General features: G+C 66.3%; 14 protein-coding genes. 8 read left to right on the top strand and 6 right to left on the bottom strand.

Translation table 11 applies throughout. The features are described from left to right. On the top strand, window positions 1–2,027 hold a 2,027-nt coding region (locus tag AC1DO7_RS31415), incomplete at its 5' end, for a TonB-dependent receptor family protein (protein ID WP_477116972.1). Between the two features lie 180 nt (window positions 2,028–2,207). On the opposite strand, the gene AC1DO7_RS31410 is transcribed toward AC1DO7_RS31415, so the two are convergent. From AC1DO7_RS31410 to AC1DO7_RS31400, 3 genes are all read right to left on the bottom strand, one after another. Then, window positions 2,208–3,782: a peptide chain release factor 3 gene (locus tag AC1DO7_RS31410; RefSeq protein WP_441611805.1), complete on the bottom strand. Its 1,575-nt coding sequence runs from the start codon at window positions 3,780–3,782 to the stop codon at window positions 2,208–2,210. A gap of 134 nt (window positions 3,783–3,916) precedes the next feature. Beyond that, entirely contained in the window at window positions 3,917–4,903 is a 987-nt protein-coding gene (locus AC1DO7_RS31405; protein WP_441611804.1) for a YihY/virulence factor BrkB family protein, read from the bottom strand. A gap of 43 nt (window positions 4,904–4,946) precedes the next feature. After that, window positions 4,947–5,111 (bottom strand): DUF1328 domain-containing protein, encoded by a 165-nt coding sequence (locus tag AC1DO7_RS31400; protein ID WP_441611803.1) that lies wholly within the window; start codon window positions 5,109–5,111, stop codon window positions 4,947–4,949. A gap of 198 nt (window positions 5,112–5,309) precedes the next feature. On the opposite strand from AC1DO7_RS31400, the gene AC1DO7_RS31395 reads away from it, so the two are divergent. From AC1DO7_RS31395 to AC1DO7_RS31365, 7 genes are all read left to right on the top strand, one after another. Beyond that, window positions 5,310–5,459, top strand: coding sequence for a hypothetical protein (locus AC1DO7_RS31395; protein WP_441611802.1), 150 nt, complete (start codon window positions 5,310–5,312; stop codon window positions 5,457–5,459). Between the two features lie 682 nt (window positions 5,460–6,141). Then, window positions 6,142–6,462 (top strand): hypothetical protein, encoded by a 321-nt coding sequence (locus AC1DO7_RS31390; RefSeq protein ID WP_441611801.1) that lies wholly within the window; start codon window positions 6,142–6,144, stop codon window positions 6,460–6,462. Then, the gene (locus AC1DO7_RS31385; RefSeq protein ID WP_441611800.1) at window positions 6,459–7,046 is read left to right on the top strand and encodes a hypothetical protein; all 588 of its coding nucleotides are present in this window, start codon (window positions 6,459–6,461) and stop codon (window positions 7,044–7,046) included. Before AC1DO7_RS31390 ends, AC1DO7_RS31385 begins: the two co-directional genes overlap by 4 nt. An 18-nt stretch (window positions 7,047–7,064) precedes the next feature. Further along, window positions 7,065–7,868 carry a hypothetical protein gene (locus AC1DO7_RS31380; RefSeq protein WP_441611799.1) on the top strand — a complete coding sequence of 268 codons (804 nt, stop codon included), beginning with the start codon at window positions 7,065–7,067 and terminating at the stop codon, window positions 7,866–7,868. Between the two features lie 104 nt (window positions 7,869–7,972). After that, a complete protein-coding gene (locus AC1DO7_RS31375; protein WP_441643111.1) occupies window positions 7,973–8,665 on the top strand; it encodes a C39 family peptidase in 693 nt (230 codons plus the stop codon). Between the two features lies 1 nt (window position 8,666). Then, on the top strand, window positions 8,667–9,449 hold the full coding sequence (locus AC1DO7_RS31370; protein ID WP_477116971.1) for a hypothetical protein: 783 nt from the start codon (window positions 8,667–8,669) through the stop codon (window positions 9,447–9,449). Between the two features lie 61 nt (window positions 9,450–9,510). Further along, window positions 9,511–10,851 (top strand): transporter, encoded by a 1,341-nt coding sequence (locus AC1DO7_RS31365; protein ID WP_441611796.1) that lies wholly within the window; start codon window positions 9,511–9,513, stop codon window positions 10,849–10,851. Window positions 10,852–10,918: 67 nt separating this feature from the next. Here AC1DO7_RS31365 and AC1DO7_RS31360 read toward each other — a convergent pair whose 3' ends face one another. The 3 genes from AC1DO7_RS31360 to AC1DO7_RS31350 all read right to left on the bottom strand — a co-directional run bounded on the left by AC1DO7_RS31360 (window position 10,919) and on the right by AC1DO7_RS31350 (window position 14,843). Next, window positions 10,919–12,289: a sigma 54-interacting transcriptional regulator gene (locus AC1DO7_RS31360; protein ID WP_441611795.1), complete on the bottom strand. Its 1,371-nt coding sequence runs from the start codon at window positions 12,287–12,289 to the stop codon at window positions 10,919–10,921. A gap of 125 nt (window positions 12,290–12,414) precedes the next feature. Then, window positions 12,415–12,855 carry a hypothetical protein gene (locus AC1DO7_RS31355; RefSeq protein ID WP_441611794.1) on the bottom strand — a complete coding sequence of 147 codons (441 nt, stop codon included), beginning with the start codon at window positions 12,853–12,855 and terminating at the stop codon, window positions 12,415–12,417. A 638-nt stretch (window positions 12,856–13,493) separates the two neighbouring features. Next, on the bottom strand, window positions 13,494–14,843 hold the full coding sequence (locus AC1DO7_RS31350) for an NCS2 family permease (RefSeq protein WP_441611793.1): 1,350 nt from the start codon (window positions 14,841–14,843) through the stop codon (window positions 13,494–13,496). Window positions 14,844–15,155 lie beyond the last annotated feature (312 nt).

The following is a 15,155-nucleotide window of genomic DNA, read 5'->3' as shown; positions in this document are numbered from 1 at the left end:
TCACCGTGGTGGGCAACTGGCTGGAAAATCCCAGCGAGACCAAGGTGCTGGAGCACCCCGGCGCCCGCACCATCGTCGAGCGCGAGACCTTCGCCCAAAGCGGCGCCAGCAATGTGCGCGACGTGCTGYGCCAGATCCCGGGCGTGCAGGTGCAGGAGAGCAACGGCACCGGCGGCAGCGATATATCGCTGAACGTGGGCGTGCGCGGCCTGGCCTCGCGCCTGTCGCCGCGCTCGACCATCCTGATGGACGGCATCCCGCTGGCGGTGGCGCCCTACGGCCAGCCGCAGCTGTCGATGGCGCCGGTGGCGCTGGGCAACCTGGACGCGGTCGACGTGGTGCGCGGCGCAGGCTCCGTGCGCTATGGCCCGCAGAACGTGGGCGGCATCATCAACTTCGTGACGCGCGCGATCCCGAAGACGTTCGCCGCGGATGCCTCGGTCGAAACCGACATCTACTCCCATGGCGGCAGCGTCAAGACCACCCCGAGCGCATTCATCGGCGGCACCGCTGAAAACGGCCTGGGCGGCGCGCTGCTGTACTCCGGCGTGCATGGCAACGGCTTCCGCGAGAGCAACGACCACGTCAGCATCGACGACCTGATCCTCAAGGGTTCCTACCGCATCACGCCGGCCGACGAGCTGAGCGCCGCCTTCTACTACTACGAGGGCAACGCCGGCATGCCCGGCGGCCTGACGTCGGCGCAGTACGCGGCCAACCCGTTCCAGTCGGTGCGCCCCTTCGACAACTTCAGCGGCCGCCGCAACGATTTCTCGTTCAAGTACGCGCACAACGACAAGGACCGCAAGTTCGAAGTGCTGACGTACTACACGGACAGCTTCCGCGGCAGCAACATCGAGCAACAGGGCACGGGCGCCCAGGCCAGCCAGCGCCGCCTGACCGCCGCGCCGCGCAACTACCACACGTTCGCGATCGAGCCGCGCTACTCGCAGCTGTTCCGCACCGGCGACGTCAGCAACGAAGTCAGCGTGGGCTACCGCTACCTGCGCGAGGCCAGCGACGAACAGGCAAGCCGCACGAGCTTCTACACGCCGGGCTCGGTGAACGCGCCGGACCTGGCCTCGCCGGTCTACCAGTGGCGCACCGGCGGCACCACCGCCAATGCGGTCTACATCGACGACACCATCAACATCGGCAACTGGACCATCACGCCGGGCCTGCGCTACGAGTTCATTCGCTCGAACCTGACCGACCGCTTCACCAACGTGCGCACCGATGTCTCGTCCAACGAGCCGCTGCCCTCGCTGGCCGTGATGTACCACGTGAGCGACAACTGGACGCTGTTCGCCAACGCGGGCGTGTCGTTCGGCCCGCTGCAGTACTTCCAGATCGCCTCGACCACCAACGGCCTGACGCCGGAGAAGGCCAAGACCTATGAGGTCGGCACGCACTTCAACGCCAACGGCTGGGGCGGCGAGCTGACGCTGTTCAACATCGACTTCGACGACGAACTGCAGCTGCGCGGCGGCACCGGCGGCGCGCCGGACGCGTGGACCAACCTCGGCGCGACCACGCACCGCGGCGTCGAATCGTCACTGCGCTACGACTTCGGCACGCTGTCGAAGACCCTGATCGGCCTGTCGGCGTACGCCACCTACACGTTCACCGACGCGACCTACAACCAGGGCAATTTCGCCGGCCGCGACCTGCCGTTCTACTCGCGCCACGTGGCGACGCTGGGCATGCGATACCTGCGCAACCGCTGGATGCTCAACGTGGACACCTTCGCGCAGTCCAAGCAGCGTTCGCCGGGCGACCCGAGCACGTCGGCCACTTACCAGACCGCCGAGAGCGCCAATGGCGCGCTGGGCGATATCCCGGGCTACGCGCTGGTGAACATGCGCCTGGGCTATGACTTCGGCAAGGCGGCGCAGAACCTGAAGATCGCCGTGGGCGTGAAGAACCTGTTCGACCGCCGCTACTTCACCCGCTCGACCGACAACAACGCGGGCAAGTACGTGGGCATGCCGCGCACGTTCTACATCCAGGCTTCGCTGGCTTACTAAGCCGGCATCCCGCAGCAAGAAAACGGCGCCCCGGGGCGCCGTTTTCGCTTCCAGTCCCGCGCGCAGGCACCGATCGGCGTCAGCACGCTCACGCGGCTGGTGCCGTTCGCGCTGGCGGGCGTGTATGCGGATGCAGGCCTGGCGGCGGGGCGCAGCGTGACGCTGCGAAGCCCGCGGGGCTCAGACGATCTCGCGCGTTTCCTTGAACTCGACCTTGGGAAAGCGCTCCTGCGTCAGGCGCAGGTTCACCATGCTCGGCGCGAGATAGACGTGATCGCCGGCGCCATCCAGCGCGACGTTGTGGCCGGCCTTCTCGATCAGCTTCTCGATCTCGGCCGGATCGCCCTTGAGCCAGCGCGCCGTGGCGCATTCATGCGATTCGAAGATCGCGTCCACGCCGTATTCGTGCTCCAGGCGGTGCGCCACCACGTCGAACTGCAGAATACCCACGGCACCCAGCACCAGGTCGTTGGAAGCAATGGGACGGAACATCTGCGTGGCGCCTTCCTCGGCCAGCTGCTGCAGGCCCTTCTGCAGCTGCTTGACCTTGAGCGGGTTGTTCAGGCGCGCGCGGCGGAAGAATTCCGGTGCAAACGACGGGATGCCCGTGAACTTGAGCGCCTCGCCTTCGGTGAACACGTCACCCAGGCGGATGGTGCCGTGGTTGGGCACGCCGATGATGTCGCCGGAGTAGGCTTCCTCGGTGGTGTTGCGGTCCTGCGCCATGAAGGTGATGGCGTTGTTGATGGCCACGGTCTTGCCGGTGGACACGTGCAGCAGTTTCATGCCGCGCTCGAAGCGTCCCGAGCACACGCGCACGAAGGCGATGCGGTCGCGGTGGCGCGGGTCCATATTGGCCTGGATCTTGAACACGAAGCCGGTGAACTTGGTTTCGTCCGGCTCCACCACGCGCGTCTCGGTGTTGCGCGCCTGCGGCGGCGGCGCGAGTTCGCACAGCGCGTCGAGCAGGGACTGCACGCCGAAATTATTGATGGCCGAGCCGAAGTAGACCGGGGTCTGCTTGCCGCAGAGGAAGGCGTCCTTGTCGAAGGCGTGCGAAGCACCGCGCACGAGTTCGATCTCGATGCGCAGCTCTTCCGCCTGGCTGCCCAGCACGCGGTCCAGCTCGGGGTTGTCCAGCCCGTCGACCATGGCGGAGGTACCCTTCTCGCCGTGCGGGTCGAACAGCTGCACGCGGTCATCGATCAGGTGGTACACGCCGCGGAAGGACTTGCCCATGCCGATCGGCCATGTCATCGGCGCGCACTGCATCTTCAGCACGTCCTCGATCTCGTCGAGCAACTCGATGGGCGAGCGGCCTTCGCGGTCGAGCTTGTTGATGAAGGTGATGATCGGCGTGTCGCGCAGGCGGCAGACGTTGAGCAGCTTGATGGTCTGCGCTTCCACGCCGTTGACGGAATCGATCACCATCACCGCGGAGTCCACCGCGGTCAGCGTGCGGTAGGTGTCTTCGGAGAAGTCTTCGTGGCCCGGGGTGTCGAGCAGGTTGACGATGTTCTCGCGGTACGGGAACTGCATCACCGAGGAGGTCACCGAGATGCCGCGCTGCTTTTCCAGCTCCATCCAGTCGGAAGTGGCGTGGCGATCCGCCTTGCGCGCGCGCACTTCGCCGGCGACCTGGATGGCGCCGCCGAACCACAGCAGTTTTTCGGTCAGGGTCGTCTTACCCGCGTCAGGGTGCGAAATGATGGCAAAGGTGCGACGACGCGCAATTTCGGATACGAGCGAGCTCACGGCAGTGGATTCGGCAAACAGAAGATGGAAGGGGCCCGGGGCGCAGCGGACCGGCGCCAGGGGCCGGCGRGACCATCAGCTTGCGGTCGGGCGCCGGGCACTGCGGGCATGCACGAAGGGAATCGGGCGGTATTTTACCGGTTCGCGGGGCCAGCGGCGTGCTGATCGGGTGGCGAGGCGGCGTTTTGCCCCCGCAAGCTGCCGAACTGCAGGGCGTACTGGCGCGTAAGCTCGGCCCCGAAGAAGAAAATTTGCGCCGAGTAGTACACCCATAACATCAGCGCCACCACCGAACCGGCAGCACCGTAGGAGGTCGCCACCGCGCTGTTGCCGAGATAGAGGCCGATCAGCCGCTTTCCCATCGAGAACAGCAGCGCAGTGATGATCGCGCCCATGATCACGTCGCGCCAGGCGATGCGCGCATTGGGCAGCATCTTGAAGATGACCGCGAACAGCAGGGTGACCACGGCGAAGGAAAACGCGGTGGAGAGCACGTCGGCCACCGGCGCGAACCACGACTGTGTCCACATCTGCCCCCAGAAGCGTTCCACCACGGCCAGCGCGGCGTTGACGATCAGCGATACCAGCAGCATGAAGGCAAGCACCAGCACCAGGCTGAACGACAACAGCCGCGCGCGCAGCAATTGCTGCCAGCCCGCGCCTTGCGGCACCGGCGCGGCCCAGATCTCGTCCAGGCTGCCCTTGAGCTCGGCGAAGGCGCTGGTGGCGCCGACGAACAGGATGCCGGTGGCGATGGCAGTGGCCAGGCCGCTGCCACCGGCCCGGTGCGTGGCCGCCAGGATCTGCTGGATGGCGGCCGCGCCCTGCGCGCCGACGAGGTCGTCGATCTGGGCGAAGATCTCGCCACGCGCGGCTTCCGCGCCAAAGAAGATGCCGGCGATGGAAATCACCAGCACCAGGATCGGTGCCATCGAGAACAGCATATAGAACGAGAGCGCCGCGCCTTTGCTGGCGGCGCGATGGGCCAGCCACGAGCGGATCGCGGCCAGCACCACGCTGGCGGTACGCGCGGCGGTGTGGCGGTCCGGCAACCAGTGGCCCGGGCGGGGCCTGGGGGTCTTCGGGTCCAGGGGGCGGCGAGGGGTGTCGGCGGGATTCACGCTGGGGTCCGGAGGTTTGGCGGCGAAAGCTGCACGAGCACGGCTAGCGCTCCTTGCGCAGGCCCCAGATGAGCGAGACCATGAACAGCACGAGGAAGACGATGAACAAGAGCTTGGCGACCTGGGCCGCTCCGGCGGAGACGCCGCCAAAGCCGAACAGCGCGGCGACCACGGCGATCACGAAGAAGAGCGCGGCATAGCGCAACATGATGAGACTCCAGTGAGGCTCTCCCGTTCTTGTTATGCGTCCGAAAGTCCATGATACAGCCGCCTGCGCGCTTTGCCCAAGCCGCGGGCGGGCGGCCAGAGGCTAGACTGGAAGGCGGGCGGCTCGCCGTCGCGCAGGCCGCCGTCCGCCCAGTCTTCCTCCAGCACCGAGGCTGTTTCCCTGTCACAAGGAGGCACCATGAACCGGATCACCACGCGCTGGCTTGGCATCGCTGTCCTGCTGGCGTTCGGCCTGCTCGCCGCCACGGGCTGCGAGCGCAGCCAGCCAGGCCCGAAGCCGATCTCCAGCGAAGCGGCCGCCCAGGCCGGCACCTTGCCGGCACGCTAGGCGGGCCGCACGGCCCGCGCTCCGGCGCATTGCGCGGCGCCTTGATACACCAGCGATTGCGCCCGCCTTCGTGCGTCCGCGCCACGTCCTGCGCCACTTCCTGCGCCCCACTGCAAGCGCGCGGCGTACCCGTTTCTGCGTGAACGTTGCGGCCGCGGTCAGACCAGTTGGCCATGGAATGGCCTGTTACAACGCTGCAACCAAAGCCGGGCGGCCTTCCGGGCCACGCCATGGCAGGCCCGGCGCCTGATGCAGCAAAGCCGTGCAGCCGCTGGCGGGCAGCGCCCGCCAGCCACGGCCGCAAACGCGCGTTTCAGCGCTGCAACCAAAATGTTCCCGCCTCCGCGGGGAACTTCCGCGCGTGGCCGTATACCACCCGAGAGCCGGCGCCAGTGCTGGTTTTGCGGGGATTGGCACGCTTGTCGCTCTCTCACCGGCAGGGAGACATAAAAAAATGACGCGACGAGTCCTACAACGCGGGAGTGAGTTCTGCCATGCGTCAGCCGCCTGCACGAATGACGGCACGAAGGCGCTCTTATCGGCTGGCGCGACCTGCGCCATCGGTCTTGCAGCTTTTGTCGCCGCCTTTGCTCCCATCTGCGCGCTTGCAGAACCAGGCGATATCGTCGTACTGCGCAGCGTCGAGCCGCGCATTGCCTATCGCGGCATACCGTCGGGGGACATGCCGATAGCTGCCGCTGTCGAGCCGTTTCCGTCCAAACGCTTCGAACAATCCGCCGCCGCCGTGGTGAGCGACCTGACCGACAGCGATCTCGCTGCCGCGGTGGGTCGCAGCACCGCCGGCCGCGCCGTGCCTGGCGCCGGCCAGGCCGTGGCCGGCCTGCTCGCCGGCCAGCCAGGCCAGTTGCAGGGCCTGGCCACGGGCAGCGGCACGGCAGGCGCCACGGGCGGTATCGCGGGACAAGTGGCGCAGGCTACCGGAAACATGAGCGGCGCCTTGTTGCGCGGACTGGCGCCGCTTGCTGCAGGAGCCCATCCATGACACGGGCTCCGGTCATCGTCTGCGCCGCGCTGGCGCTGGGTTGCGCGCAGGGCCATGCGCAGGTCCCGGGCGTGGACAGCGCCGGCATCGATCCGGGCGCGCTTGCCGGTGCGAGCGGGCGCGCCGCCGTCAACGTGGCCGCCGGCATCGGCAATGCGCAGACCAACCAGGCCGCGATCGGCACCGGTGCCGCGGAAGTGCTGTCGGTGCAGCGCGCCGCCGCGGTTGCACCCGCGGCCGGTGCCGTCAGCCGCATCGGCAACGGCGCCTTCGCCAGCGGCAGCGGGCTGCTCTCGGCAAACGTGGCCAGCGGCAACGGCAATCTGCAGGGCAATGCGGCGGTACTGGCACCGTCCGCCGCGGTAAGGATCGAGGCCATCTCGGACGGCTTGCTGGCCGCCGAATCGGCCGGAGGGAGTCGCCCGGGTTCAGCGGGCCACGCCTCAGGACCCCGCGAGGCAGTCATCCAGCCGGATGCCTACCGCAACGCGACGGGCCTGGTGCAGCTGAACCAGACGGCCGGATCGGGGAATGTCTCATCCAACGTATTTGTGCTCCGTCCCCCGGCGGGCACTTTTTTCTAAAAAGGGAAGGAGAAAATCATGAAAACGAAAATCCTCGCCATCGCAGCGATGATGGCGCTGTCTACCAGCGCATTTGCAGGTGGATTCAGCTATTTCGATCGCCCCGACGACGCCGACATCTTCAACCAGACTGCCATCAGCAACGACATCTATGTGCGCGGCTTCGGCTTTGCCTGGGGGGATATCAAGTTCAAGTCCGAGTCGGGCGCGGTGGTCAACAGCCAGCAAAGCGCCCGTGACAACAACGTGCGCATGGGCTCGTCCAGCAACACCGCGTTCGGCGGCGGCAACGCGCTCTTCAACGCGCAGGGCAATATCGGCGTGAACATTGCCGCCGGCGCGGGTAACGGCCAGTCCAACCAGGCTGCGCTGGCGAGCATCGATGCATCGGATGTGTTCGCCTCCGCGCAGGTGTTCTCCAGCCAGAAGACCGCCGGCAATGGCGTGCATATGGTCGGCGCGGCCAACAGCGCCACCATGGCGGACAATATGCTCGCCGGGGCCAAGGGCAATGTCGGCGTGAATATCGCTGCCGGCGCCGGCAACCTGCAGAGCAACGCGCTGGCGGCCTCGGTCAATACCGGCAGCGGCTACACCGGCCGGGGCGGGCAACCGGTCGGCGTGCTGGCCAAGGCGACCGCGTCGAACGACCAGGCCACCTACGGCAACGATCTGTCGATGTGCGGCTGCAAGCCGAACAATGCCGCCAACCTCGCCGGCGGCGCCCTGGCCAACGCAGTGGGCAATATCGGCGTCAATATCGCTGCCGGCGCGGGCAACGCGCAGAGCAACGGGCTCGCCATCTCCACGGCGACGCGCTGAGTGGAGCAGTACGCCGCAAGGCACCGCGGTACGCAGTAAAAAGCAGTGGAGGGAGAGCCGGGCACGGGGGGGACCGGCTCATCCAGCCCGAGGGAGGTAGCAAGATGCGCGCGTTATTTCGCGTGGCCGGGGCATGCCTGTTGCTGTCGGCGGCGTTCGGCGCCAGCGGGCAGAGCACGATGACCATCAACCTCGATGGCCAGCCGATGCTCAGGAAGCCGGTCAAGAGCATGCTGGAAATGCGCTATCAGAACATGATGCGCCAGCAGCTCGACTTCAGTTGCGGCGCGGCGGCGGTAGGCACGCTGTTGCGCTACGGTTACGGCCTCGACCTGGCCGAGCCGAAGATCGTGGAAGACATGCTGCGCATCTCGGATGCCGATACCGTCGTCAAAAACGGTTTCTCCATGCTCGACATGCGCAACTACGTGGAGACGCTGGGGCTGCGCGGACGGGGCTTCCGCGTGGACTACAGCGCGCTGCGGCAACTCAAGATCCCGGTCATCACCTTGCTCGACGTCAACGGCTACCTGCACTTCGTGGTGGTACGCAGGGCGATCGACGGACGCGTGTTCGTTGCCGATCCGGCGCTTGGCAACCGCATCATCAAGGAAGAAGATTTCGCGGCCAACTGGAACGGGCTGGTGTTCGCCATCGTCGGCCGGCCGTTCGATCCGAACTCGCCGCTGCTGGACTTCGCCGCGCCGGCCCTGCGCGACCGGACCAACGCCGCCCTGGCCGGGGGGATGGTGCCGGCGGCGCTGGATTTCGGCCTGATCCGGATGGATTACTTCTGACATGGACACCGCGCTGCGCCTCTTCTGCCTGACTTGCTCCGCCGGCATGGCGATGGCCGCGGCGCCGACGCGCGCGGCTTCGGCCGCCGACGACGTCGGCGACATCGTCGGCGCGCCGGTGATGGCCGAGCTGGTGTCCGACGAGGAACTGGCGGGCGTGCGCGGCAAATACCTCGGGGCCAGCCTGGTCAGCGGCTTCATGGTGGAGATGGTGTCGCGCTGGYAGAACGACAACGCGGTCGCCACGGCAACTGCGCGCGTGGCGGCGGCCAACCTGGCGGCGGGCGCGGCCGTGGCGCAGGCCAGCGCGAGCCTGTCGGCACGCGTGCAAAGCCTGGCGGGCGGCACGGTGCAAGGCAATGGCGGCGTGGCCAGCTCCGCGGTGCAGGCGGCGGGGGTCGGGCAGGTGACGCAGATCGCGGGCGATGGCAATTCGGTCAGCAACGTCAGCACCATCACCACGCAGACCACGCCCATCGTCGCGCAGTCGCCTGCGGCTGGCAACGGTACCCTGCCGCAGCAGGCGCAGGCCAACGGCATGACGGCCAGCGCCACGGTCAACCCTGGCGGCGGGATATCGGTGGCGATCCAGTCGGCGGCGGGGAGCGCCACCCAGAACGCGCAAAGCGGCAGCCTGATGCAGACCGCGCGCATCACGGGCGACGCGCAACAGGTGCTCAACCTCACCAATATCACGCTGCAGGTGCAGCAATTGACGATCCGGCAACTGACGCAATCCAGCATGCGCGACGCACTAGCGGCAATCGCATCGATGCGACGATAATCGCTGCATGCCTAGGGCTGGCGCACCCGCTTCACGCGCATTCAGATTTCCGGGGGGAAAGATGAAGACCGAATTCGCTGTGCTGGGTACCGTCGCGGGTACCCTGCTCTCCGCGGCTGCGTACGCGCAGGTTGGCGCCCGGCAGCCGAGCGCGGACGAGCGGATCGAACGACTGACAGAACTGGTCGAGAAACAGGAACAGACCATCAAGGCTCTCGAGCAGCGCCTGAACGACCTGGAAATGGTCGGGGCGCGCGGGCGAGGGGTAGCGGGGGGAACGGGGAGCAGTGCCGACGGGAACGCCAGCAGCGCCATGGCCGCTGCCGGTGTTCCCTCCTTGGCACAGGAGGCGACTCCATCCACGTCCGCGGGCGGCACCGCAATCGGCGCAAGCGGCACGAGCGCGCAGGTGGTGGGCTCCGATGCGCGCGAGACGCAGCAGCAGGCGCGCGTACAAAGCAAGGACCTGGTCTACCAGACCGAGCATGCGCCTTTGTTCGAGCGGCGCCTGACCATCGACAGCGGTTTCGTCTACAGCTATTACGACCGGCGAGCGCTGTCGCTGTCAGGCTTTCTCGCGCTCGATGCGATCTTCCTCGGCACCATCAACCTGAACCAGACCAAGTCGCACACGCTCACCTACGACACCATCGCGCGCTACGGCCTGACCGACCGCCTGTCGATGGATTTCGACGTGCCGGTGACCTACCGCAGTACCAACTTCATCTCGGGCGGCGCGGGGGGCTCGGCCTCGAGCCTGTCGGACGCCACGCTCAGCACCACCGCGCTGGCCGACGTCAGCATGGGCGTGTACTACCAGTTCCTGCGCGAGAGCGGCGCGGCGCCGGACGTGGTGGGCAGCGTGCGCGTGCGCGCGCCAACCGGGCGCACACCGTTCGGCATCAAGCTGGTGTCGGCCGACCGGAACAACAACAACCTCAATATCGCCGACCAGTTGCCCACGGGCAACGGCGTGTGGGCGGTCACCGCCGGCCTGTCGGTGCTCAAGACCTACGACCCGGTGGTGCTGTTCGCCAATGCGAGCTACACCTACAACATCAAGCGCTCGGTGAGCGATATCTCGTCGGTGCAGGGCCAGGTCACGCCGGCCGACGTGAAGCTGGGCGACACCATCGGCTTCGGCGGCGGCCTGGCGCTCGCGCTCAACGACCGCACGTCGATGTCGCTGGCGTTCAATGCGGCCTTCTCGGGCAGCACGCAGGTCACCACGTCGGGCGTGACGCAGACCGTGATCGGCAGCCGCGCCAATGTGGCGACGATGACGTTCGGCTTCAACCACGTCATCACCAAGGGCCTGTCGGTCAGCACCGCGTTCGGCATCGGCCTGACGCCGGACGCGCCGAACTACACGGTGTCGCTGCGCTTTCCCTATACGTTCTAGGGGGTGCCGGGGAGCGGATAAGAAAAGCGGGCCGCAGCCCGCTTTTTTCAATGCCGCCTGACGAGCGCTATTCGCCTGCTCCCGGGCGCGCCTCGATGCGGATATTGTGCTTGTGCATCAGCCGGTAGAGCGTGACCCGCGACACGTTGAGCTCGCGCGCGGCCGGTACCACGTGGAAGCCGTGACTGGCCATCACGGTGCGGATCGCCTCGCGCTCGGCTTCCTCGCGGATGGCATCCAGCGTCTTGCGCGGGGCATCCGTGCCGCCGTGCAGCTGCAGGTCTTCCGCGGTGATCTTGCGGTTGTCCGTCATCACGATGGCGCGTCGCACCCGGTTGATCAGCTCGCGCACATTGCCCGGCCATTCGTACTGCATCATCGCCTGCGTGGAACATGGCGAGAAGCCACGGATACGCCGGTGCGCCTCGTGTCCATGCTCGGCGAGCACGGCGTTGGCCAGCAGCAGGATGTCCTCGCCGCGCTCGCGCAGGGGCGGGATCGACAAGGTCAGCACGCATAGCCGGTGGAACAGGTCGGAACGGAAGCGTCCGTCCGACTGCGCGGCGACCAGGTCCACGTGCGTGGCCGAGATGATGCGCAGGTCCAACGGAATCGACTGGTGGCCCCCGAGCCGGGTGATGGTGCCTTGCTGAAGGAAGCGCAGCAGGGCAACCTGGCTTTCCAGCGGGAGGTCGCCGATCTCATCGAGAAACAGCGTGCCGCCCTGGGCCTGCTCGATCCAGCCGATCTTGCGCTGGTTGGCGCCAGTGAAGGCGCCTTTCTCGTAGCCGAACAGCTCGGATTGCACGAGGTGCGGCGGGATCGCGCCGCAGTTGATCGCCACGAACGGGCCCTTGCGCCGGCTCGACGCCTCGTGCACGGCTTGCGCGGCGAGCTCCTTGCCGGTGCCCGATTCGCCCGAGATAAAGACGGGCGCCTCGTTGTGCGCCACCTTGGCCAGCGAGCGGAACATGGCGCGCATGGCCGCGCACTCGCCGATCATCGGGCCGTGGCCGATCAGTTCGTGGCTGCGCGCGCCGTGCAGGCAGGCCATGCCGTGGGCGTGCTTGAGGGTGTAAAGCAGTTCGCTGAACGAGAACGGCGTGCGCACATAATCGACGCAGTAATCGCGGATCAGCCGGCGCACGCGCTCGTCTTCGAGCATGCGCGACGAGGTGATCGCCACCCACATCACGTGCAGGTACTGCAGGCTTTGCTCGAGCTGCGCCAGCTCGGCATCGCTGTACTCGTTCTCGAGGTCGAGCACGCCTGCCATCGGCGCGCTGCCTCGTACCACGCGGCTCAGGTCGCGGATCTGCTGGATATGGCGAATCTCCCAGCCAGACCCGAACTGGGCCGGATCGAATCCATAGGGTTCGTGGCGCGACACGACCAGCACCTGTGCGGTGCGTGTCGCCACCTTGCACAGTCGGTCCATAGCGTTCTCCCTGCCGTTGAGCATCTTGATGATTCCGGCTTGCACCGCGGCCTCGCTTCGATGCGGGCCATGGGTGCGGTCGAGCTGAGCCGGTTGGGGGGCTTCCCCCATGCGCAACGTCGGCATTACGGCTTGGACAGACTGCGGGACTGCTCACCGAGAATGGCGGCATGCTCGCCACCGGCCTGGAGCTGATCGCGGATGCGTCGGCGCACCAGGTCTTTCTCGCGCAGCAATTCGCTGCGGGGCGCGTCGGGAGACTGGCCGGAGTATCGGTAGTAGAGCGTCTTGTAGGTGAGCTGGCTGAGAATCCATTCCTGCAGCAGGCTGCGCTGGCGCGAAAGTTCACCTTCGAGCGAGCGCTGGCGTTGCAGCAGTTGTTCGATCGCTGCGCGAGCATGTGCCGGCAGCATGCGGTCCTGGCTCAGGAAGTCTTCGACGACGCTGGCGGCCGGATTGGCGTCTCCGGTGCTACGGTGTCGGCGTGGCGTCTCGGCTGCGGCTTCTCCCAAAGCCGTCCAGGCGCGATGAATGGAAAGGCTGGCGGACTCGCTGATGGTTCCCATGGCGGGTCGCCGGATTTCTCCTGCATTCATGATGTGATCCCCGTTGAACAACACCCCCGGCACTACACGTTCGCGATTACCACTTATCGTTGATGTTCTTATTTGCTTTCTTGTGGGGCGGGCGTGTATCCGCGCGCTCCCTTCCGTGGTGGCGAAGCCATCTGGACGATGGTCTGGTCGGTCAGTCCTTGGCCGTTCTGCGGGCGTGGGACTTTTGTTTCCGTCGTTATGTCTGGTGTTGCTTTGCGCCAGCCGGCGCAAACTCCGGAACGCCGGAGTCAAGAAGGGGCGCCCTCGAAGCGCCCCGCAATTTGCCACGCCTCTAGTTCAGTGCATTTAGGTCAGTTTGTCCAGCCCTCAGTATGGGGGCTCAACCCAATATCATCCTTTAGTATGAGCACCTTGCTACACACGACTTGGCATTGCAGGTAATTATCCACTTACATCGTACGCAGAAACGGGTACGCGCTTCCGTTTCCTGACGAACACGGGCGGGGTTGGCCAGGCCCGCAGAAACGGGTACGGTCGCCGCGCCCGGGGCCACGGCGGCACGCGCGCGAAGCGACGCAGAAACGGGTACGCACGGGCTCGTGCGCGGAGCGCCGTGCCCGCGGCTGGCGGGCACGGCAGCCACGGGATCAGTGGCCGGGAAGGTAGTAGAACTTGAAGACGAACACGGCCGCGATGATCCATACCATGACCGGAACGCGCCTGGCCTGGCCCGTCAGCAGCTTGAGCCCGGCATAGGTGATGAAGCCAAACGCCACGCCGTTGGCAACGGAGTAGGTAAAGGGCATGCCCAGCGCGGTCAGCACGGCCGGCACGACTTCGGTGGCGTCGGTCCAGTCGAGATCCACCAGCTCGCGCAGCATCAGGCAGGAGACATAAAGCAGCGCGGGCGCGGTCGCGTAGCCGGGCACGGTGCCGGCGAGCGGCGCGATGAACAGGCAGGCGAGGAACAGCACCGCCACGGTCACCGCCGTCAGTCCGGTGCGGCCGCCGGCCTGGACGCCCGAGGCGCTCTCGATATAGGCCGTGGTGGACGAGGTGCCCAGGAACGAGCCGGCCATGATGGCCGTGCTGTCGGCCATCAGCGCCTTGTTCAGACGGTCCATCTTGCCGGCCTTGAGCAGGCCGGCGCGATTGGCCACGCCCATCAGTGTCCCGGTGGCATCGAACAGCTCGACCAGGAAGAACACCAATACCACGTTGATGATGCCGATCGAGAGCGCGGCGGGAATATCCAGCTTGAGCAGGGTCGGGGCGATGGAAGGCGGCGCGGAAAATACGCCATGGAAGGTGTTGTCGCCCGCCACGAAGCTGAGGATGGTCGTCAGCAGGATACCGATCAGGATGGCGCCTTTGACCTTGAGGTGATCGAGCGCGACGATGGCGAAGAAGCCGACGATGGCCAGGATGGCGGGAGTCTGGTGAAGATCTCCGATGGTGACCAGGGTGGCGGGGCTGGCCGTGACGATGCCGGCGTTCTTCAGCGCCACGATGGCAAGGAAGAGCCCGATGCCCGCGGTAATGGCGATGCGGATCGAATGCGGGATGCCGTTGACGATCAGCTCGCGCACACGGAACAGGGTCACCAGCAGGAACAGACAGCCGGAGATGAATACCGCGCCAAGCGCGGCCTCCCACGGAAAACCCATGCCCTTGACCACGGTGTAGGCAAAGTAGGCATTCAGCCCCATCCCCGGCGCCATGGCGATCGGATAGTTGGCGTAGAAGCCCATGATCAGGGTGCCGATCGCCGCCGCCACGCAGGTGGCCACGAACACCGCGTCCTTCGGCATGCCGGCGTCACTGAGGATGCTCGGGTTGACGAAGATGATATAGGCCATCGTCAGGAAGGTCGTCAGGCCGGCAAGCAACTCGGTGCGCACGTCGGTCTGATGCTCGCTCAGCTTGAACACGCGCTCGACGAGCGAAGGGCCGGCAGACGCCGCCGGGGGATTGCGCAAGGGATCCTGCGTTGGCATGGAGGTTCCTCTTATTCTGTTGTGATGCGTATGTTTCAAAGGGGTTCGCGCCCCGGCGGGCCCAGCCCGGGCCGGGCGTAATGTCTTACAGATTCTCCCCTGCGGCAGAGCCGGTGGAGAATGTGTGGCATACGAAATATGTGATGATCCCGCGATGCTTGGCGGTGGATCCGGACAGACATCCAGAATCACCCTACCTTGACGCTGGCGCTAATCCACCGTATAAACCCCGCTAGATTCAAGCGACGAGGCAACAGCACATTCGTTAGCCACCGTCATGGTACTTCCGTTGTCCATGGTGTCCTTTCCTTG

Source organism: Cupriavidus sp. 05N40 (genome assembly GCF_056397305.1).
The sequence above is the reverse complement of the archived record's forward strand: the minus strand, read 5'-3'. Positions and strand labels throughout refer to the sequence as shown.